The sequence below is a fragment of the Marinobacter sp. G11 genome (genome assembly GCF_021282325.1).
In the GTDB taxonomy this organism is placed as follows: domain Bacteria; phylum Pseudomonadota; class Gammaproteobacteria; order Pseudomonadales; family Oleiphilaceae; genus Marinobacter; species Marinobacter vinifirmus.
Window position 1 is genome coordinate 22,810 of the sequence record NZ_JAJSPB010000007.1, and the last position, 21,414, is coordinate 44,223.

The window sequence follows — 21,414 nt, forward strand, 5'->3', positions numbered from 1 at the left end:
TTCAGGATGAGCGGGCCAAAAATACCCGCACAAAACCGCCAGAATTCTACACCCTTGGCAGACACAAAAAAACCGGAATACCTGAGTATTCCGGTTTTCAGTGCCTGCTGGCCCATCAGTTGGCGCCGGCAGGGTCCTTCAGGAACTTCATGAAGTTGCTGTCGGAATCGATGACCATGATGTCATCCTTGCCGGCGAAGGTGTTCTGGTACGCCTGCAAGCTACGGTAAAAGCTGTAGAATTCCTCGTCAGCACCGTAGGAGTCCGCGTAGATCCGGGCGGCTTCACCGTCACCCTCACCGCGGGTTTCCTCCGCTTCGGCAAAGGCCGTTGCCAGGATAACGGTTTGCTGACGGTCCGCATCGGCACGGATACCTTCAGCCAGCTCCTGACCCCGGGAACGGAATTCCTGGGCCAGCTTATGGCGCTCGGTCGCCATCCGGCGATACACGTTCTCGCTGACGGAGCCCGGCAGTTCGATGGCCTTGACCCGGATATCCAGGATTTCGATACCGAATTCCGCGATGGCGGTTTCGTTGGCACGGTCACGCAGGGTGTGCATCAGCTCATCACGCTGGCCGGATACCACCTCGTGCATGGTGCGGATACCGAACTCGTCACGCAGGCCATTGTCCACGCGGGACAGGATCAGCGTCTGGGCACGGAACTCATCGCCACCGGTAGCCCGATAGTACTGGTCCACATCACGGATTTTCCAGGCCACGTAGGAGTCCACGTCCAGGGGCTTCTTCTCGATGGTCAGGTACTGACGGGAGGGAAGGTCCATGGTCAGCACCCGGATATCGAACTCACGGATCTGGTCGATCACCGGCACCTTGAAATGGATGCCTGCCTGGATATTGGTTTCCACCAACTCACCGAAACGCAGTTTCACGCCCCGATGGGTTTCGGGAATGATGTACACGCTGGACAGCACGAGCAGGACAACAATAAGGGCGCCTGCAAGACCCACTACACCTTTAGGTCCCATGGCTTATCTGCTCCTCCGGATGTTGGTGTCCTGACGGGTACGCAGTTCCTGCAGTACCTGGTCGGTCAGTGTCTGGATATCAAGCTGCTGGTTACCGGAACCGGAATTACCGGAACTGTTCGCCGGCAGGCGACCCTGAGTCAGACGATCCAGGGGCAGGTACATCATGTTGCCGCTGCTTTCGGTGTCGACAAAGATCTTGCTGCTGTTACCCAGAACCTGTTCCAAGGCCTGGATGTACATACGCTCACGGGTAACCGCCGGGGCGTTTTCATACACGGCAAGCAACTGGTTGAAACGCGCGGTTTCACCACGGGCCCGCTCGATCACCTCTTCCTTGTAGGCGCTGGCTTCTTCAATCATGCGCTGGGCCTGGCCGCGGGCTTCCGGAACAATCTTGTTACGGTAGGTTTCCGCTTCTTCCTTCAGGCGCTGCTCGTCTTCACGGGCACGCTGAACTTCACGGAAGGCGTCCTGCACCGGTCCTGGCGGCTGGGTGCTTTCCACGTTGACACGAACGATCTCAAGACCCGCGCCATAGTCACGCAGGAAGCTCTGCAACCGCTGTTCAACCCGTACAGCCAGCTCGGCACGGCCTTCGGTCAGCACGTCATCCAGGGATGAACTACCCACTTCATGGCGCAGGGCACTGTCGGTGGCAAAGGCCAGGGCCTGGTTGGAATCCCGGATGTTCAGCACGTAGGCCTTGGCATCGCCAACCCGGTACTGGACCTGGAGATCCACGGTCACCAGGTTCTCGTCCTGGGTCAGCATCTGGCCGGAGGACTGGGCAGTACGTACGTTCGTTACCCGCACCTTGTACACGTTATCGATCAACGGCACCTTGAAGCGCAAGCCCGGGCTCTCGGTACGGCTGTATTCACCGAAACGCAGCACAACGGCGCGCTCCTGTTCGTCTACGGTGTAGAACGACTGGTAAATCACGTAACCGACAACCAGGATCGCTGCGATGGCCAGGATGGCACCAAAGCCACCACTGCTACCGCCCGAGCTACTGCCGTTGTTGCCGGAGCCAGAGCCGCCTTTGCCGCCCAGCATCCGGTTGAGTTTGTCGAGGCCCTTTTTCAGCGCTTCGTCGAGGTCCGGCGGACCCTGATCATTGCCGCGACGACCACCGGTCCCCCAGGGATCGTTGTCGTTGCGGTTTCCACCCGGTTCGTTCCAGGCCATAGTTCTCTCCGTTCGTGTTATATCGAATGGCTGCAAATACTAGGGATTTATCCTGCCCCCGGCAATAGCCGGGTGGATTCAGGCGTTCCGCTGCTCAAGGCGTATGGCGTCTTCACGCACCCCTGCCCGGCTCAGCAGTTGCTGCCAGTCCCGGTTCTGCAACCTTACTTCTACTACCGATTCACCGGTGTCCCGATGCTCCTCACTCAGCACCGAGCCGGCTTCGTGCAGCAATGCCCGAAGCTTGCCATCGGCCGGCCCGAGCACAACAAAGTGATGCACGACGTCTTCTGCCAGCCGCTCGACAATGGCATCGAACAGCAAATCCAGGCCGGCGCCGGTGACGGCCGATACCCAGGCCCGCACCGGAATACCTTCTTCGTTACGGTCTACCCTGGGCTCGAAATCTTCCAGCAGGTCAATCTTGTTGAACACCTGCAATTGGGGAATTTCGTCGGCGCCGATTTCTACCAGCACTTCTTCGACCTGCTCGATGTTTTCATCACGACGATCGTCATGACAATCGATCACATGCAGCAGGATCGTCGCCTGGATGGTTTCTTCCAGCGTCGCGCGGAAGGCTTCCACCAGCTTGTGAGGCAAGTGCCGGATGAAGCCCACCGTGTCCGCCACTACGACCGGCCCTATGTCCGGAAGTTCCAGCCGGCGCAGGGTCGGGTCCAGCGTTGCGAACAACTGGTCTGCAGCATATACGCTGGAAGTTGTAATCCGGTTGAACAAGGTGGATTTGCCGGCATTGGTGTAGCCCACCAGGGACAGGGTCGGGATATCCGCCCGCTTCCGCGCACGCCGGCCCTGGTCCCGCTGTTTACGCACCTTTTCCAGCCGCTTGTGAATGGATTTGATGCGTTCACGCAGCAGCCGGCGGTCGGTTTCGAGCTGGGTTTCACCCGGGCCGCGCAGGCCGATACCGCCCTTCTGGCGTTCCAGGTGGGTCCAGCCCCGTACCAGCCGGGTCGACATATGCTCGAGCTGAGCCAGTTCTACCTGCAGCTTGCCTTCGTGGGTGCGGGCGCGCTGGGCAAAGATATCCAGGATAACCCCGGTACGGTCCAGTACCCGGCACTGCAACTCCCGCTCGATGTTGCGCTCCTGACTGGGGCTCAGGGCGTGGTTAAACAGCACCACGTCGGCCTCGCTGGCGGCAACCGCATCACGGATCTCCTCCAGCTTGCCCTCCCCTACGAACAGCCGGGGGCTGGGCTGCTTTCGCGTTCCGGTTACGCTGGCAACCGGCTCAACGCCGGCCGAGGTAACCAGTTCCCGGAACTCGCCCGGGTCTTCAGTGTCTTCGTGGGCGGTAAAATCGATGTGGACGAGAACCGCCCGTTCTCCGACGTCAGGACGTTCAAACAAGATTCGGTCTACTCCATAAAAACAAACACCCGCGGCCACTCCAGCTCAAGGGCTGTCCTGGAACGCGGGTGTTAAAACCGGAAACTCCGGAGGTATCAGTCTTCAGATTCTTCCTCTCCTGCCGCGGTCGCTTGCGGCAAACGCACATTGCGGGCCGGCACCACGGTAGAAATAGCGTGCTTGTAAACCATCTGGCTGACAGTGTTCTTCAGCAGGATTACGAACTGGTCAAAGGATTCGATCTGGCCCTGCAGCTTGATGCCGTTTACCAGAAAGATAGAAACCGGAATGCGTTCCTTGCGCAGAGCGTTGAGGTAAGGGTCTTGTAAGGAATGCCCTTTTGACATGTTTATTCTCCTGTTTATATGTAAGTGCAGATCGTCATTTTTCAGAATTAAATGTGGTGGGTAGTCCGGACTTTTTCAAGGTTTCCAGCACCACTTGCGGATCACCGCTGTTCAGCCAGTGCAAATCCGGCCATTTTCGCAACCAGGTAAGTTGGCGCTTTGCCAGCTGGCGGGTAGCCGCCACGCCCCGGTTTACAAAGGTTTCGTAGTCACAATCGCCAGCCAGGTATTCCCATGCCTGTCGATAGCCCACGCAACGCATGGACGGCAGCTCCGGGTTCAGGTCTCCCCGGGCCATCAGGCTCCGGACTTCTTCCAGAAAACCGGACTCCAGCATCAGCAGGAAGCGTTTTTCGATTCTCTCGTGAAGAACCTTGCGCTCCTCGGGGGCCAGAGCAAACTGGAAAACAGTATACGGCAGGTCGCCAGTTTCGTCTGCCTGCCACCTGGTGAAATACGTGTAATCCTCAATACCGGACCGATGTTGCTGTGCAGAAGTTCCCGACTCTGCCTGCCAGAGTTCAGAAATCGGCCGGCCGGTCAGGCGAATCACCTCGATAGCACGCATCAGGCGCTGGCGATTATTGGGGTGAATCAGCTCAGCCGCCACCGGGTCCTTAGCCGAAAGCTCATCATGCAGGTGCTGCCAGCCAAGGGATTCGGCCTCCTGCTCGATTTGCCGGCGCAACTCCGGGCTGGCAGAGGGTAAGCCTGACATGCCGTGCAGCAAGGCCTTGAAGTACATCATGGTGCCGCCCACCAGCAGCGGTATTCGCCCGCGGCGGGTGATATCGGCCATTTCTGCCAGTGCATCCCGGCGAAAGTCCGCCGCCGAGTAGGTATCGACCGGGTCGCAAATATCAATCAGGCGGTGTGGTGCCCGGGCCAGCTCTTCAGCGCTCGGCTTGGCGGTGCCGATATCCATGCCGCGGTAGATCATGGCGGAATCGACACTGATGATCTCGCAGGGCAACCGTTCACACAGGGCCATGGCCAGGTCGGTTTTACCGGAGGCTGTGGGCCCCATCAGAAAAATGGCCGAGGGCAATGGCTGTCCGGCACCGGCAGAGGGCTGGGTCATGGCGATCAGCGCCCCCTGAGGAACAGCTTGTCCAGCTCGGACAGGGTCACCAGGGTCCAGGTAGGCCGGCCGTGGTTACACTGGCCGCTGCGTTCGGTGGCTTCCATATCCCGCAGCAGGGAATTCATTTCAGGAATGGTCAACTGCCGGTTGGCCCGCACCGATCCATGGCAGGCCATGGTGCCCAACAATTCGTGGGTGACGGCTTCTACCCGGTCACTCTGGCCATGCTCGATCAGGTCGGCCAGCACATCCCGCACCAGCTGTTCAGTGTCGGCACCCCGCAGCAGCGCGGGAATCTGCCGAACCGCCAGGGTTTCCGGCCCGATGCGTTCAATCTGCAGGCCCAGGTGTTGCAATTCTTCCCCATGGGTTTCCGCCAGCGCCGCTTCCTTCTGGCTGACGGCAAGGGACACGGGCACCAGCAACGGCTGGCTTTTCAGGTCCTGCTCTACCAGCGCACGCTTCATACGCTCGTAGGTAATGCGTTCATGGGCGGCGTGCATATCCACCACGATCATCCCTGCCCGGCTCTGGGCGAGGATATAGATGCCGTGCAGCTGGGCAATGGCATAACCCAGCGGCGGTTCTTCCTCGCCATCCTGTGGCGGCGTTGGCATGGGCTGCGGCGTAAAACCTTCAGACCGGGATGCGGTGGCCACACCACCGCCCTCGTTCAGGGAATTATAGAAAGCCATCTGGTCGCTGGCTTTCCATTCCTGCTGCGGCTGTGGGCTTCCTGCCTGCCCGAAATGACCACTAAAGGCCGACGGCTGCCCGGATATCTGGTGCGCCTGCGACTGGAATGCCGGAGCGTCGTTACCCGCACCAGCAGCAGGCTCCGGCTCACGCCCGAACGATTGCGCCACGGCGCCCCGCAGGTGATCATCCGGGCGCACATCGGCCAGTGCCCGGTGCAGGGTACGGAAAATAAAATCGTGCACCAGCCGGCCATCCCGGAAGCGAACTTCATGCTTGGTGGGGTGCACATTCACATCCACCGTGGCCGGGTCCACTTCCAGGTACAGCACGAAGGCCGGGTGGCGGTTGTTGTAGAGCACATCCCGGTAGGCCTGGCGCACGGCGTGGGCCACCAGCTTGTCGCGAATAACCCGGCCGTTGACGAAGAAATACTGAAGATCCGCCTGGGAGCGGGAGAATGTTGGCAGCGCCACCCAGCCCCACAACCGCAGGCCACTGGCCTCGGCATCGATCACCACGGCGTTGTCGATAAACTGCTGGCCGCACAGGGAACTGATGCGCCGTTCTTTATCCAGCGGCGATTCCGCCGGTCTCAGGCTCTGCACTACCCGCTGGTTGTGGCGCAGGGTAAAGCCGGCATCGAAACGGCTCAGGGCCTGCCGGCGAATGCATTCTTCCACGTGGTTGAATTCGGTTTTCTCGGTGCGCAGGAATTTGCGCCGGGCCGGGGTATTGAAGAACAGGTCCCGCACTTCCACCGTGGTGCCCACCGGATGGGCGGCCGGCGAGATTTTCGCGTCCATGTCCCGGCCTTCCACTTCCACCCGGGAAGCGGCTTCCTGCGCCTCGGTTCGGGACGTCAGGGACAGGCGGGATACCGAGCTGATACTGGCCAGGGCTTCACCCCGAAAGCCGAGGGTACCCACCGCTTCGAGGTCGTCCAGGGTCAGGATCTTGCTGGTGGCGTGGCGGCTCAGGGCCAGGGGCAGGTCCGCTTCGGCAATACCGGAACCGTCATCACGAACCCGGATCAGCTTGACCCCGCCCTGCTCGATCTCGATATCTACCCGGCCGGCCCCTGCATCCAGGGCATTTTCTACCAGCTCTTTAACTACGGATGCAGGGCGCTCCACCACCTCGCCGGCGGCTATCTGGTTGGCAAGCCGGGGCGAGAGCAATTGGATGTGGGGCATAACCGGGAACTACCTCTTGATCAGGATGAGGGAATACGAATGGTTTGCCCTACCATAACACGATCATCGCTCATGCCGTTAAAGCGCATGAGCTCACTGACGGTGGTCTGATTCTGCCGGGCCACGCCCGACAGGGTATCTCCACGGCGAATCCGGTACTGACTCACTTCCGGGCTACCCTTGTTCTGTTTTTGCCAGGCCAACAGGGTGCCCGGCGGCGGCGTGCGCCGGAAGTATTCATGAATACCATCCATGATCGCGCTCGCCAGCTTGTCGCGGTACCACTGGCTGGCCAGGTTCTTTTCTTCCTTGGGGTTGGAAATAAAGCCGGCCTCGACCAGGATCGAGGGGATATCCGGGGATTTCAGCACCACAAAGGCCGCCTGCTCCACACCGGGCTTGTGCAGCTTGGCCACGTTGCCCAGCCGGCCCAGAACCGAACTACCGACACCGAGGCTGGCATTGATGCTGGCCGTCATGGACAGATCCAGCAGTACACCGGCCAGCATTTCGTCCCGACCTTCCAGCGAAAGACCTCCGGCACCGCCGATCAGGTCCGAACTGTTTTCACTCTGGGCCAGCCACCGTGCCGTTTCACTGGTGGCGCCGCGCTGGGACAGCGCAAACACCGAGGCTCCACTGGGTTGCGGTGTGCGGAAGGCATCCGCATGCACCGACACAAACAGGTCGGCGTTGTATTTGCGGGCCAGGATGGTGCGGTTGCGCAGGCCGATGTAGTAATCCCCGGTGCGGGTCAGCTTAGCGGTAAAGCCCGGCTGCTTGTTAACCAGGTCTGCCAGGGTTTTCGCCATCCTCAGAACGACGTCTTTCTCACGGGTGCCCCGGGGGCCGATGGCGCCGGGGTCTTCGCCACCGTGGCCGGCATCGATCACCACAATGATATCCCGCTTGCCTGCTGAGTCCTGGGTGACGGTGGGGCTGGTAGCCCGCTCTATGCGGCTGCCTTTCTCGTCGATCAGGTCAACCACCAGCCGGTGTCCGTATTGCTGGTTGGGCTCCAGGGCAAAGCTTCGGGGCTTGATATCACTGGCAAGATCCAGCACTACGCGCAGGTCGCTGCCATTACGCCGCGCGCTGCGAATGCGGCGAATCGGGCTGCCTTCCAGGTCCACCTTGCTGAAGTCGGTTTTCAGGGAAACATTTTTCAGGTCGATAACCAGCCGGGACGGGTCAGACAACGAAAACACGTTGTGCTCCACTGCACCGGCGGTATCCAGCACCAGGCGGGTGTGATCCGGTGCCGGCCAGATACGCACACCCTCCACCTGAGCAGCGGCGCTGGCCAGGCTTGCAGTCATTATCAACAAGAACCCCAGTACAACTCTCATGATTCCGGCCCAATTAACTCAATTTCGTTCAGCAGGCTGGCGCCCAGCTCCGAACGTGCCCTGAGCACGACCGAACGCCCCTCGCCTTCCCGTTCCAGGTGAATCTCGATATCCGGGTCCGGCAATATGCCTTCGCCGCGCTCCGGCCATTCGATCAGGCGGAAACTGCGACTGGCGAAATAGTCACGGATACCCATGTATTCCAGTTCTTCAGGATCGCCCAGCCGGTACAGGTCGAAGTGGTAAACCGGCGGTTCAAGGTCTTCATAGGGCTCCACCAGCGTATAGGTGGGGCTTTTAACCGCGCCTTCATGGCCCAGGGCACGGATCACACCGCGGCTCAGGGTGGTTTTGCCCATACCCAGGTCGCCATCCAGAAACACCGTCAGCCCCTGCTCCGAGGACTGGGCCAGCCGGGCCAGCTCGGAGCCCAGCTTCACGGTTTCGGCCTCGCCTTCGAGAAACAACCGGCGTTCGTTGCCAAAAATACTCATCGCGCCTCCCGGTCGTCATGGAATGACATGGTTTCAGTTTGCTTCAATACCGGCGGCAAAGCATCCAGGACATCTGCTGGCACCAGGGATTTGTATCCAACCCTTTCCGATGCCAGGTCTGCCGCTGCCAGGTGGGCAGAGGCCGCCACAACCGTGGCCCGGGTAAAATCCTCCAGCTGGCCAAGAAACGCTCCAATCATGCCGGACAACACATCACCCATGCCTCCGGTTGCCATACCGGGATTGCCCCCGGCCACCACAAACGGCGTGTTGGTCCCGTCAGTAATCACGGTTCCTGCGCCTTTGAGCAGAACGATACCACCCCAAAGCTTCTGAATCCGTGTGGCCGCTCTCATACGGTCTGCTTCAATCTCGGCCACGCTGCATTCCAGCAGCCGTGCCGCTTCGCCCGGATGCGGGGTCAGTACACGGTTGTCGGCCGTTGCCACCGCACGGGCAGCCATCAGATTCAGGGCGTCGGCATCCAGCACCTGCGGTTTCCCGCTGTCGAGAACCTGCTGCAACATCTGCTGGCCCCAGGCCGAGCGGCCAATGCCAGGGCCACACACCACAATGTCTGCCTGCTGCAACAGCGGCGCCAGTTCCGACCCATGAATCAGGCCATGGCACATGACATTCGGACACCGGGCCAGGGCTGCGGTTACATGCTCGGGCCGGGTAGCCAGGCTGACCAGCCCCGCACCGGAACGGGCCGCCGCCTCGGCTGCCATGATGCCGGCGCCACCAAAGCCACGATCACCCGCCACCACCAACACATGGCCAAACTGCCCTTTGTGGGCGTTCAGGGGCCGCTCAGGAAACCAGGCCCGGCACCGGGCCCAGGATTGCAAACTTGCCAGCGGCTGGCCGGCATAGCCTTGCAGCTGCTCCTGCACGCCCAGGGATTCAAAAACCACCCGCCCGCAAACACCGGCACCTGCACCGGTAAACAGCCCGGCCTTGGCGCCGATAAACGTGACCGTAACAGTGGCACGAACCACCTCGCCTTCGGCCGCACCCGTCGTAGCATTCAGGCCGGAAGGCAAATCCACTGCCAGCACCGGCACCCGGGCCTGGTTTAATGCCTGGATAATGCCGACAACCGGTTCCCGGGGGGCACCCGCCACACCGGTACCCAACATGGCATCCACCACCACGCCGGCAACGGCAAGCCGTCGGGCCAGATCACCTTCCGGCAACCCGGCGAAATCGGCCACTGCAACACCGGCCTGTTCGGCTGCCTTGAAGGCCTTGAGAGCATCCCCCGACAGCTTGCCGGCTGGGCTGACCGCCACACACTGCACAGGAATCCCCTGCTTATGGGCATTCAGGGCGATCAGGTAACCATCGCCGCCATTATTGCCAGCCCCGCACAGCACCAGAATCGAAGCAGGCGACGGCCAATGCCGGAGCAGTTGGCGAAACGCTCCCCTGGCCGCGGACTGCATCAACTCAAAGCCATCAACACCCTGCTGATCAATAAGATACCGATCCATCGCTCGAACCGAGTCGGCGGAGTACAGAGCTTCTGGTAGACTGTCCGCATAGCGCATGGGGTATCCCGTTAAAGAAACCGGTTTAAGAAAATTGGCCAGATACCTGTTAAGCATAGCAAAACAGGAAAAAAGGTCATAACTTAATCAAATTAAATCTCTGCAGGCTTCAAAGGCCGACGTTGCGATCATGACCAGCCAGCCCGAGACCACAGAAAACCAACCGCCCGGCACCGAACTGACCGCCCTGCCGGAGCAAATCCGGCAGTGGGCAAGGGATCTCGGCTTTGCCGATGCTGGCATTACCCTGGCCGACACCGGCCCCCATGCCGAACGCCTGCAACGCTGGCTGGCCGCCGGTTACCACGGCGACATGGCCTACATGGCCGACCACGGCGACAAACGCTACACCCCGGACTCCCTGGTACCCGGCACCCTGCGGGTCATCTCCGTGCGCATGGATTACCTGCCTTCGCCCGACAACCCGAAACAAGCGCTTACTAACCGGGAAACCGCCTACATCACCCGCTACGCCCTGGGGCGGGACTACCACAAGCTGATGCGCAAACGCCTGGCAACCCTGGCCAAACAGATCGATGAAGCCGTCAGTGGCTACGACTACCGGGCCTTTGTGGACAGCGCCCCGGTCCTTGAGCGGGGGCTGGCGCAACGGGCCGGGTTGGGCTGGATCGGCAAGAACAACATGCTGATTCACCCGAAAGCCGGCTCTTACTTTTTCCTCGGTGAAATCTTCACCAGTGCACCGCTGCCGGTGGATGAGCCCTTCGACAAACAGCACTGCGGCTCCTGCTCCGCCTGCCTGGAAATATGCCCGACCGATGCCTTTGTTGGCGCTCACTTACTGGATGCCCGCCGCTGCATCAGCTACCTGACCATTGAACTGAAAGGTCCGATCCCGGAAGAGCTACGCTCGAAAATGGGTAACCGGGTATTCGGTTGCGACGATTGCCAGCTGGTATGCCCCTGGAACAAATTCAGCAAGCCCACCCGGGAAGACGACTTCCAGCCCAGACACGGCCTGGACAACACCAACCTGGCCGAGTTGTTCCTGTGGACTGAAGAACAGTTTCTGAAAAACACCGAAGGCTCTGCTATACGCAGAACCGGCTACGAGAACTGGCTGCGCAACCTGGCCGTAGGACTAGGCAATGCCCCGAGCACCATTCCGGTGATCGAGGCACTGAAGCAACGGGCGGACCACCCGTCAGAACTGGTGCGGGAACACGTAACCTGGGCGTTGCGCCGGCACGGCCTTACAGCTTGAAGAAGTGTTCGCGGTAGTGGCGCAGTTCCTCGATGGAATCGCGTATATCGTCCAGCGCCAGGTGGCTGCCTTTCTTTTTCACACCATCCAGCACATCCGGCCGCCAGCGGCGAGCCAGCTCCTTGACGGTTGATACATCCAGGTTCCGGTAGTGGAAGAAGGCTTCCAGTTCCGGCATGTACTTCACCAGAAACCGGCGATCCTGGCCGATGCTGTTGCCACACAGCGGTGATTCGCCGGCAGACAGATACTGCTTCAGGAACGCCAGGGTTTCCTGCTCGGCTTCTGCCTCGCTGGTTTTGCTGTCCTTCACCCGCTGGATCAGGCCGCTGGCGCCGTGGGTGTTGGTGCACCATTCGTCCATGGCGTCCAGCAGGCTGTCAGGCTGGTGAATGGCTATCACCGGGCCTTCGGCCACCAGGTTCAGTTCCGAATCGGTAACAATCGTGGCCATCTCGATGATCCGCTCTTTCTCCGGATCCAGGCCGGTCATCTCGAGGTCTATCCACACTAATCGGTTGTGGTCGGGCATTCTTTTGTCCTATGCGGTTTAGTTTGGGAGCTGGTGCAGGTGTGGTTGTGCTTTCCGGAAACCGCTCCTTGCGGCACATCCATGTGGCGCTTCTGCTCCGCCATCCATGGCTCCGCACATTTCCGGAAAGCACAACCACACCTGCACTTCGGGCTACATTGCTGGCCGCGTGTTGAGCTGAAACCCACGCCGTGGTTAGTGGTGCTGGCCGGGGACACCTTTCCGGGAGTGTCTGAAGCCAAGGATGGCTTCAGTCAAGCGCACAGGGACGTGCTCGTAGCGTCTCCCGGAAAGGTGTCCCCGGCCAGCACCTGCACCTAAGTCAGAGTCCAGACAGACATGCGCCAAACATCAGAAACTCTGCCTATTGTCCATGATTCACGTATCATGTGTCACACCACTTCCCCCGGAACATTTGAGAGCCGATGGCCAAGAGAAAACTGAATAAACGCCAGCAGTGGCGCATCGAGAAAATCCAGAAAGAACGCACCGAGCGCATGGCCCGCAAAGAAAAAGCCGTGGAGGCCCAGGCCGAGGCCGGGGAATTGGGGCCGGAGCAGGAAGGGTTGGTGATTGCCCACTACGGGCAGCAACTGGATATCGAGGCGCTGGAAGGCGAAGACACCGGGCAGGTGTTCCGGTGTTTTGTCCGGGCCAATATCGACAGCCTGGTAACCGGCGACCGGGTGGTCTGGCGGCCCGGTAAGAGTGAAACCGGAGTGATTGTGGCCCGGTGTGAGCGGGATAACCTGCTGCAGCGGCCGGATAATTTCGGGGCGCTGAAGCCGGTTGCGGCGAATATTGACCACATTATCCTGGTGATCGCCCCCGAGCCCGAGCCCCATGACAACCTGATTGACCGCTACCTGGTGGCTTCGGAAAGCACCGATATTCCGGCGGTGATTCTGCTGAACAAGACCGACCTGATTAACGATCGTAACCGGGAGCAGATCGAAACCCTGCTGACCCGCTACGAAGCCCTGGGTTACCAGGTTGAACGCACGTCGGCTGCGGCCTGCGAGGGCGAAGCGGCGCCGGAAGTCGAGGCGCTGGTGCGGGGCAAGACCAGTGTGTTTGTGGGGCAGTCCGGGGTGGGCAAGTCGTCGATCATCCAGACCCTGCTGCCGGATGAACTGTTGCGGGTGGGCGCGGTCTCAGAGAGTACCGGTAAAGGTGTGCACACCACCACGACCGCCAAGCTGTTTCACCTGCCCGGCGGCGGTGACCTGATTGATTCTCCGGGTATCCGGGAGTTTGGCTTGTGGCATATGACACCCCAGGAGCTGGAGTACGGATTCCGGGAAATCCGGCCGCTGATTGGCCTGTGCAAGTTCCGTAACTGCCGGCACATGGGCGATCCGGGTTGCGCCCTGGAGAGGGCGGCTGCGGAGGGGGAGATTTCCACCGAGCGACTGAAGAGTTTCCACCGGATTCTGCAAGACATGGCAGAACAACAGGCCCGCGGCCTGAAGCTGCCCTGACCGTGACCTCAACACCCCTTATGGCACGAATTCATTTCTATTCGGCGGCTGCGTTTTGCTAAACTTCGCCGCTTTCCCGAGGTAAGAGACTTTCCGGATGCTTGATAAACTGTTTGTCCTGAGCCAGTACGTAACGCCGCAACTGGCGGTTTCCCGCCTGGCTGGCCGTTTTGCCGACAGCGACAAATCACCCGCATTTAAAAACCGCTTCACCCGCTGGTTTATCAATCGCTATGGCGTGGATATGAGCGAGGCGGCCGAGTCCAACCCCGAGGCCTACGCCACCTTCAACGAGTTTTTTACCCGGGCCCTGAAGCCCGGCATCCGGCCGGTCGCAGAAGCTGCCGATACCTTTGTCAGCCCGGTAGACGGCGCCATCAGCCAGATCGGCCAGGTCGGCGACGACCGGGTGTTCCAGGCTAAGGGCCAGTCTTTCAGCCTGACCGAACTGCTCGGTGGTGACGAGGACCGGGCAAAGCCTTTTGCCGAAGGTGAGTTCTCCACCATTTACCTGTCACCGAAGGACTACCACCGGGTGCACATGCCGCTGGCCGGCACTCTTCGGGAAATGGTCTACGTGCCGGGCAAGCTGTTCTCCGTTAACCCGGTAACCGCGGAAAATGTACCCAACCTGTTCGCCCGCAACGAGCGGGTGGCCTGCATCTTTGATACCGAAGCCGGCCCCATGGCACTGGTTCTGGTCGGCGCAATGATTGTCGGTAGTGTAGAAACCACCTGGGGCGGTGTGATTGCACCCAACCCCCATAAGGTATCCCACTGGCAGTATCAGGGCGACGAGGCCGTCAGCTTCGAGAAAGGCGAGGAAATGGGTCGGTTCCGGCTGGGCTCTACCGTGGTGCTGGTGATGCCCAGGGGCTCCATGAAATGGAAGCCGAACCAGGTGCCCGGTAAAACCGTGCGCATGGGCGAAGCCTTCGGCACCTTGCGTGCCTCAAAAGCCTGACCAGGGCGGCGAGCTCAGGCCCGCTCGACCGGAAATGCCAGCACCTCTTCGATGCTGGCTGCTCCCACCTTCAGCATTAACAACCGATCCAGGCCCAGCGCAACCCCGGAAGACTCCGGCAAGCCGGCATCCAGCGCATCCAGAAACGCCTGGTCGACCGCCATTTCCGATTTTCCTGCCGCCCGGCGCTGGCGGTTATCCGCCTCGAATCGTTGCCGCTGTTCCTGCGGGTCGGTCAATTCCCAGTAGCCGTTACACAGCTCCAGGCCATTGATATAGAGCTCGAACCGGTGGGCAACGGCAAAGCCGTCGTCATCGGATACCCTGGCCAGAGCTGCCTGCGAGGCCGGATAACGGGTAAGGAATACCGGGGCATCTACGCCCAGCTTCGGCTCCACCACAAAGCTCATCACCAGGTCCAGACAGGCATCCCGCCCCATGCCGGCCAGCTGCTCCGGCTCCAGCCATTGTTCGCAATAGCGGGCCAGGTCCCGATCGCTGACTGTCATCGGATCAAAACCGGCATAGGCCTGCACCGCATCCCGGTAGGCAAGCACCAGGGGGCGCTTGCAACCGAGCCAGCCGCAAACCAGGTCCGCCACCTCGGCCATCAGCTGCCGGTCGTCAAAACCCTCCCGGTACCACTCCAGCATCGAGAATTCCGGGTTGTGGCGGCGCCCGCGCTCGCCATTCCGGAACACCCGGGCAACCTGGAAAATAGAGCCGGAACCGGCCGCCAGCAGCCGTTTCATATGGTATTCGGGGGAAGTCTGCAGCCAGCCGGACGTGATGCCGGGCGCATTGACCGAAGCCGGGATGCCGTCCAGGTTCACATCGGTTACGCCATGGCGGCCAAGCACCGGGGTTTCCACCTCCAGCACCTGCCGTTGTGCAAAAAAGCCGCGCACGTATGCCAGTAGCTGTGCGCGGCTTTTCAGAACATCCCGCGAGGCAGTGGGCTGCCAGACAGGTTTGTCAGTCATGGGCAGGGATCAGCTGCTCTTGACGCGGTTCACGTATTCACCGGAGCGGGTGTCTACTTTCAGCACCTCACCAATGGTGATGAACAGGGGCACGTTCACCACGGCGCCGGTAGACAGGGTTGCCGGCTTGGAGCCACCCTGGGCTGTGTCGCCCTTCATGCCCGGATCGGTATCCACCACTTCCAGTTCCACAAAGTTAGGCGGCGTAACAGACAGCGGCGCACCGTTGTACAGGGTCACCGTGTATACGTCCTGCTCTTTCAGCCATTTCACGGTATCGCCTACCGCCTTGGCATCGGCAGCGAACTGCTCGAAGGAGCCGTCAGTCAGCATGAAATGCCAGAACTCGCCGTCGGTATACAGGTATTCCATGTCCTGCTCGACTACGTCGGCCGCTTCCAGGGATTCGCCGGACTTGAACGTACGTTCCCAGACCCGGTTGGTCATCAGGTTGCGCAGTTTTACACGGTTGAATGCCTGGCCCTTGCCCGGCTTGACGAATTCGTTCTCGAGCATGATACAAGGGTCGCCATCCAGCAAAACCTTGAGACCGCTACGAAATTCGTTGGTAGAATATGAAGCCATGAAATGTCCACCTGACAGACTGTCGTTAAATTTTCAAAGGTCGCTATGATACAGCGAACCCCCTCCCCTATAGAAGCCCATGATTTGACAGAAGCCCGTGATTTGACCCAACCCGCATCCCGCACACAGAACATTGCCCCAAAGCAGGGTTCCGGCCCCTCCTGGCAGCAGATCCTGAGCCAGTCTGTCACCCGGCCGGAACAGCTGCTGGAGCGCCTCAGGTTACCGGTTGAGCGTTGGCTGGGCGGTGCACAGGCGGGCCATAAGCTGTTCCCGATACGGGTTCCGGAACCCTTTATCGAACGCATGCAGCCGGGCAACCCGGACGACCCGTTGCTGCGGCAGGTACTGCCCCTGCTGGAAGAAACCGCCGAGCAACCGGGCTTCGTTCGCGACCCGCTGCAGGAAGACAACGCCATCCAGACCACCGGGCTGATCCGGAAATACCGCAGCCGCGCCCTGCTGATGGTGACCGGCCAGTGCGCGATCAACTGCCGCTACTGCTTCCGCCGCCACTTCCCCTATGGCTCCCAGAAGCTTGGCCCGGAGGACCGCCGGCAGGTTATCGACACCCTGCATCAGAGCCCCGAGATCAACGAGATTATTTTCAGCGGTGGCGACCCCCTGGCCGTCAACGACCAGCTGCTGGCCAGCTGGGCACAACAACTGGATACCGTGCCGCACCTGCGCCGGCTGAGAATCCACTCAAGGCTGCCGGTGGTGATCCCTCAACGGGTCAACGACCAGCTGCTGGACTGGCTGTCGAACACCCGACTGCAAACCGTGCTGGTGGTGCATATCAACCATCCGGCAGAAATCGATGACGCCACCCGAGAGGCCTTCCGGAAGCTGAAAGCCGCCGGTGTCACCCTGCTTAACCAGAGCGTTATTCTGCGCGGCGTGAACGATTCAGCGGCAACCCTGGCTCAGCTGAGCGAGTCCCTGTTCGAGGCCGGCGTACTGCCCTACTACCTGCATGCCTTCGACCCGGTCGCCGGCGCCCACCATTTCGATGTCAGTGATGCCAGGGCTGCAACACTGGTGCGGGAACTCATGGAGCAACTCCCGGGATTCCTGGTGCCAAAGCTGGTTCGGGAGCTGCCCGGAGAGGCCAGCAAGACCCCGATTCCTGTCGGAGTTTGAGACCTGTCGCATAAGTTGGCGCACCGCAACTTGTAAAACATTGTCAACTCGTGTTTTTCTCGCTTTTTGTTGCCGCTTTGCTATCTTAGAGTTCATGATCGACTAACAATAACGGCCTGTATTTGTGGCAATTTCAGCCCGAATACGATGCTGCCCAGACATTGGCGTGAGAACATGGAAGGCACGATACTCAAACCAGAGCTCAAGGTTCCCGAGCAGAAAACAGCAAGCCTGTCGTTTTGCGATACAACGCCGAAGGCATTCCGGGCCTGGGTCGACCAGCTGCCGATGGCCAATATTGGCGAATCATCGCGGCAGCTTTACCACGCCATTATCGAGCTCAACCACCTGTTTCTGACACCCCAGATGCGCATCCAGTACCTGGAGGCTATCCGCGGCAGCATCCACTTCGTGTGCAACGAGCTTTCGCGCCACTTCCTGGGCCTGGCCGTCGCCCTGCCGGAAAAACAGCGCAAGATTGCCAACCTGACCCAGGCCCTTCAGCTGCACCTGGCTTCCGGCTATAAGCTCTGCCTGCTGGAATACCTGGATAACGGTGGCCTGGACAAGAACCGCAAACACATTGCCATCGCCATCCATCGGGCGATTTCCGAACTGGCGGCCACCATTGTCCGTTCGCACCAGCTCTACTGCCCCAGCCCGGCCCACAGCTGGCTTGAATGTCACCGGCTGTACCGCTTTGCCTGCCGAAACAAGCTGGCAGACCACGATGTGGAAGACGACACCCTGAGCGCAAGCCGGGGCAGCACCGTGGCCGACAGCTATATACGCATCCTGTTACTCGGATGCGCGCGCCCGAACCAGCTGCGGCAATCCGAGCTGACCCAGATCTACGAGTTGTTCGAAGGCTGGACAAAATACTGCCAATGCGGCCCTGATGTCGGCCCTGACAGCCTGTTCGTGGTCAATATGGAGCGGGACAGCGCTCCGGTCTACCGTAGCCTGCTGGAAGGCAAGGCAGGCGACAACGGATTCGGCTTCGACACCCAGGAGCTATCCGGCTATCTGTCCGAAACCCTTGATGCCCGCAGATCCCACAGCAAGGCCCAGACCCGCCTGGAGGTTCCCGGCCGGGTCAGCGATACCTTGCTCACCCACCTGAGCCAGGCGCTCGGCATCATTGCCAAGCGTAACTTTAACCGTATCGCCAGCCAGGGCACCCTGGAAATCTCTGTTGGCCTGTCGGCCACCCATTACTTCGTCTCGGGCGAGAAGAGCTTTGCGGAGTTCCTGGATGGCAACGACAACGGCCACCACCAGGACAACCGTTTTATCCGCAATGCCAACCGCAAGGCCGATCCCTGGTCTAACGCCCATGATGCCGGCCCCCACGACGACCGCCTGCACTCGGCCGACACCCCGATCAACTTCCGCGGCAGCAGCCATGCAGTCACCGAACACCACGACCGCAACCTGCCCAAGTCCCACCAAGCGCTGCTGGTGAACACCAGCCCCGGCGGTTACTGCGTGGCCTGGGAGAACAACGTACCCAAAACCCTGCAGGCCGGAGAAGTTCTCGGGGTTCGGGAGCAAAGCAGCCACCCCTGGAGCATTGCGGTGGTTCGCTGGCTGCGGCAAGTACGCAACCAGGGCACCCAGATCGGCATTGAATTGCTGGCCCCCAGTGCAGCCCCCTGCGCCATCCGGCTGATCCAGAAAATGGGCAACAGCAGTGAATACCTCCGGGGCTTGTTGTTACCGGAAATCAGTGCGGTGCATCACGCAGCCACCCTGATTACGCCCCGGCTTCCATTCCAGACCGGCAGCCGCATTTCACTGATGCACGATGGCCGGGAAGACCACGGTCAACTGCTGAAGAAAGTCTCCTCAACCGGCAGCATCAGCCAGTTCGAGCTGAAGCTGCGCAGCCCGGAAATACTCCCCGGAGATAACCAGAATCCGCCGTCTGCACCAGGTAGCCGGGAAGACGAATTCGACTCCCTCTGGCCGTCCCTGTAACGGGACGCCTGCCACAACCGGGGCGCTTCAGGGTTGTTATTGGTCGCCAACCCCTGCATCATTCAGGCATTAACGTATGTCTACCTTTCTTGATGCAGAGCCCTCGGAATGCAGAAAAAAACCGCGACCGTACACCTTCTGATTCTGGATCCCTCCCAGAACGACGCAGAATCCATGGTCAGCTTGCTGCGCAACTCCGGCAAAGCGACCAGGGCGCACAGAATCACATCCGAAGAAGACCTCGAAGACGCCCTGAAAAACTCCAACTGGGACCTGTTCCTGGCCCGGGACCTGGAGCAGGAATTCGGCCCGGATGATGCCCTGGCTACCATCAAACGGATGGACAAGGACATTCCCTTTGTTCTGCTGACTGAAGAATACGATCGCGAGCGTACCGTCAACATCATCCGGGCCGGCGCCCAGGATGCAGTACCCTTTGAATACAAAGACTTGCTGGTTCTGGTGGCCAAGCGTGAGCTTGCCGCACTGGAAGACCGGCGCCGGCGCCGAACCCTCGAATCCCACCTGCGCGAAGCCGAGCAGCGTTGCCAGCTGCTGCTGGAAAGCTCCAAGGATGCCATTGCCTACATCAACGACGGCATGCACATCTACGCCAACCAGTCGTACATGGAATTCCTCGGCTACGACGATATCGACGACCTGATTTGCATCCCGGTCCTGGATACCCTGACGCCGGAGAGCCAGGAGCGGTACAAGGAATTCATGAAAGCCTTTGCCGAAGAACGCAAAGACGGCATGACCATGAACTGCACCGCCCGCCGCAGCGACGACCAGGAGCTGGCCGTTACCATGTCGGTCTCTGCCGCCACCTACGACGGCGAAGCCTGCACCCAGATTGTGCTGCAACCGGAACACAATGATGCCGAGCTGGAAGAAAAGCTGAAGCAGATCAGCAGCCAGGACCTGCTCACCGGCCTTTACAACCGTCAGTACCTAATGGACGAACTGGCCCGCACCATCGCCGAGGCAGGCAAGAACAACCAGACCGGTGCCCTTGCCTACATTGCCCTGGACAACTTCCAGAGCATCAAACACCAGATCGGCATCTCCGGCACAGACCTGTTGCTGGGCGATGTTGCCGCCCTGCTCAAGGACAACAGCGGCGAGGGCATTACCCTGGCCCGGCTCAGCGACGACGCCTTCTGCATGATGTGCATGCCCTGTGACGAGAAAGGCATGGCCATGCTGTGCGAGGGCGTTCGCAAGGCGGTGGATGATCACCTGTTCGACATCAATGGCCGTACCGTGCCGCTAACGGTATCCATTGGTGTTGCCGCCATTACGGAGAACTCCCCGAAGGCTGAAGAACTGATGGGGCGTGCCCATGTCGCTTCCGGCGATGTAAAGAAACTGGAAGGCCACGAGCGCGGCAACGGCGTCAAGGTATACAACCCCGCAGACTACGAAACCATCGAGGAATCCAATTCCGCCGATGCGATTCTCAAGGCCATGGAAGATGGCCGGTTCCGGGTGATGTACCAGCCGATCATGAACCTGCGCGGTGAAGGCGATGAGCACTACGAAGTCACCGTGTTGATGCTGGATAAAGACAACAACGAAGTCTCGCCCTTCGACAAGCTGCCGCCGGTTGGCCGTGACGATGCCGCCACCCGGATTGACCGCTGGATGATCCTGCAGACCATCAAGCAACTGGCCAGCCATCGTGCCAGCGGCCACGATACCCGGCTGTTCCTCAACCTGTCTGCTGAAACCGTTCAGGACAAGACCTTCACACCCTGGCTGAGCGTTGCCCTGCAAGCCGCGAGGCTGCCCGGTGATGCCCTGATCTTCCAGTTCCGTGAAGGCGATGCCAACAACTTCATGAAGCAGGCCAAGGAGTTCACCAAGGCGGCGCACCAGCTGCACAGCAAGGTGTCTATCTCCCAGTTCGGCTGCGCGCTGGACCCGTACAACACCCTGAAACACATTGAAGCCGACTACGTTCGCCTGGATGGATCCTTTGTGGAGGAAGTGGACAAGGGTGATGCCGGCAAGGAGCAACTGAAAGCCATGGTGAAGGGCCTTCAGAACGCTGGCAAGATCACCATCATCCCGGATGTGCAGCATGCCAGCGTGCTGGCCCTGCTGTACCAGGCGGGTGTGAACTTTATCCAGGGTAACTACCTGCAGGCACCGTCGCCGGCCATGAACTACGATTTCGGGGCAGGCTGATCCGGCAACAGGTGCCAGAAAAACAAAGGGCGAGGTGTGATACCTCGCCC

At 60.2% G+C, this 21,414-nt stretch carries 18 protein-coding genes; 6 read left to right on the forward strand and 12 right to left on the reverse strand.

Annotated elements, in window-relative coordinates; all coding sequences use genetic code 11:
* Positions 1-115 precede the first annotated feature (115 nt).
* From hflC to LWH94_RS06400, 9 genes are all read right to left on the reverse strand, one after another.
* Positions 116-991 (reverse strand): protease modulator HflC, encoded by an 876-nt coding sequence (gene hflC, locus LWH94_RS06360; RefSeq protein WP_094623888.1) that lies wholly within the window; start codon positions 989-991, stop codon positions 116-118.
* A gap of 3 nt (positions 992-994) precedes the next feature.
* Positions 995-2,182 carry an FtsH protease activity modulator HflK gene (gene hflK, locus LWH94_RS06365; RefSeq protein WP_232901593.1) on the reverse strand — a complete coding sequence of 396 codons (1,188 nt, stop codon included), beginning with the start codon at positions 2,180-2,182 and terminating at the stop codon, positions 995-997.
* 78 nt (positions 2,183-2,260) lie between these two features.
* A complete protein-coding gene (gene hflX, locus LWH94_RS06370) occupies positions 2,261-3,562 on the reverse strand; it encodes a ribosome rescue GTPase HflX (RefSeq protein WP_227498386.1) in 1,302 nt (433 codons plus the stop codon).
* Between the two features lie 92 nt (positions 3,563-3,654).
* Positions 3,655-3,906: an RNA chaperone Hfq gene (gene hfq / locus LWH94_RS06375; protein ID WP_058341342.1), complete on the reverse strand. Its 252-nt coding sequence runs from the start codon at positions 3,904-3,906 to the stop codon at positions 3,655-3,657.
* Between the two features lie 34 nt (positions 3,907-3,940).
* Complete coding sequence (gene miaA / locus LWH94_RS06380; protein ID WP_022990692.1) at positions 3,941-4,987, reverse strand: tRNA (adenosine(37)-N6)-dimethylallyltransferase MiaA; 1,047 nt, start codon at positions 4,985-4,987, stop codon at positions 3,941-3,943.
* 5 nt (positions 4,988-4,992) lie between these two features.
* Positions 4,993-6,882 (reverse strand): DNA mismatch repair endonuclease MutL, encoded by a 1,890-nt coding sequence (mutL, locus tag LWH94_RS06385; protein ID WP_232901594.1) that lies wholly within the window; start codon positions 6,880-6,882, stop codon positions 4,993-4,995.
* 20 nt (positions 6,883-6,902) lie between these two features.
* Positions 6,903-8,201: an N-acetylmuramoyl-L-alanine amidase gene (locus tag LWH94_RS06390; RefSeq protein ID WP_442914968.1), complete on the reverse strand. Its 1,299-nt coding sequence runs from the start codon at positions 8,199-8,201 to the stop codon at positions 6,903-6,905.
* 26 nt (positions 8,202-8,227) lie between these two features.
* A complete protein-coding gene (gene tsaE / locus LWH94_RS06395; protein ID WP_232901596.1) occupies positions 8,228-8,725 on the reverse strand; it encodes a tRNA (adenosine(37)-N6)-threonylcarbamoyltransferase complex ATPase subunit type 1 TsaE in 498 nt (165 codons plus the stop codon).
* Positions 8,722-10,278: an NAD(P)H-hydrate dehydratase gene (locus LWH94_RS06400; RefSeq protein ID WP_232901597.1), complete on the reverse strand. Its 1,557-nt coding sequence runs from the start codon at positions 10,276-10,278 to the stop codon at positions 8,722-8,724. The genes tsaE and LWH94_RS06400 overlap by 4 nt, the downstream gene beginning before the upstream one ends.
* Before the next feature lie 130 nt (positions 10,279-10,408).
* On the opposite strand from LWH94_RS06400, the gene queG reads away from it, so the two are divergent.
* Positions 10,409-11,503 carry a tRNA epoxyqueuosine(34) reductase QueG gene (gene queG, locus LWH94_RS06405; RefSeq protein WP_232901598.1) on the forward strand — a complete coding sequence of 365 codons (1,095 nt, stop codon included), beginning with the start codon at positions 10,409-10,411 and terminating at the stop codon, positions 11,501-11,503.
* Here queG and orn read toward each other — a convergent pair.
* The gene (gene orn, locus LWH94_RS06410) at positions 11,493-12,035 is read right to left on the reverse strand and encodes an oligoribonuclease (RefSeq protein ID WP_232901599.1); all 543 of its coding nucleotides are present in this window, start codon (positions 12,033-12,035) and stop codon (positions 11,493-11,495) included. The genes queG and orn overlap by 11 nt on opposite strands.
* A 425-nt stretch (positions 12,036-12,460) precedes the next feature.
* On the opposite strand from orn, the gene rsgA reads away from it, so the two are divergent.
* Both rsgA and asd read left to right on the forward strand, forming a co-directional pair.
* Complete coding sequence (gene rsgA, locus LWH94_RS06415; RefSeq protein ID WP_232901600.1) at positions 12,461-13,516, forward strand: small ribosomal subunit biogenesis GTPase RsgA; 1,056 nt, start codon at positions 12,461-12,463, stop codon at positions 13,514-13,516.
* Between the two features lie 97 nt (positions 13,517-13,613).
* Positions 13,614-14,480 (forward strand): archaetidylserine decarboxylase, encoded by an 867-nt coding sequence (gene asd, locus LWH94_RS06420; protein ID WP_232901601.1) that lies wholly within the window; start codon positions 13,614-13,616, stop codon positions 14,478-14,480.
* Positions 14,481-14,494: 14 nt separating this feature from the next.
* Here asd and epmA read toward each other — a convergent pair whose 3' ends face one another.
* Positions 14,495-15,463: an EF-P lysine aminoacylase EpmA gene (gene epmA, locus LWH94_RS06425; RefSeq protein ID WP_232901602.1), complete on the reverse strand. Its 969-nt coding sequence runs from the start codon at positions 15,461-15,463 to the stop codon at positions 14,495-14,497.
* 9 nt (positions 15,464-15,472) lie between these two features.
* Positions 15,473-16,048, reverse strand: coding sequence for an elongation factor P (gene efp / locus LWH94_RS06430; protein WP_022989948.1), 576 nt, complete (start codon positions 16,046-16,048; stop codon positions 15,473-15,475).
* 102 nt (positions 16,049-16,150) lie between these two features.
* Between efp and epmB the strand changes: the two genes are divergently transcribed.
* The 3 genes from epmB to LWH94_RS06445 all read left to right on the forward strand — a co-directional run bounded on the left by epmB (position 16,151) and on the right by LWH94_RS06445 (position 21,364).
* Positions 16,151-17,191 carry an EF-P beta-lysylation protein EpmB gene (gene epmB, locus LWH94_RS06435; RefSeq protein WP_420538066.1) on the forward strand — a complete coding sequence of 347 codons (1,041 nt, stop codon included), beginning with the start codon at positions 16,151-16,153 and terminating at the stop codon, positions 17,189-17,191.
* 174 nt (positions 17,192-17,365) lie between these two features.
* Positions 17,366-19,171, forward strand: a complete 1,806-nt coding sequence (locus LWH94_RS06440; protein ID WP_232901604.1) for a GTPase — start codon at positions 17,366-17,368, stop codon at positions 19,169-19,171.
* 108 nt (positions 19,172-19,279) lie between these two features.
* Entirely contained in the window at positions 19,280-21,364 is a 2,085-nt protein-coding gene (locus LWH94_RS06445) for an EAL domain-containing response regulator (protein ID WP_232901605.1), read from the forward strand.
* Positions 21,365-21,414: the final 50 nt, after the last annotated feature.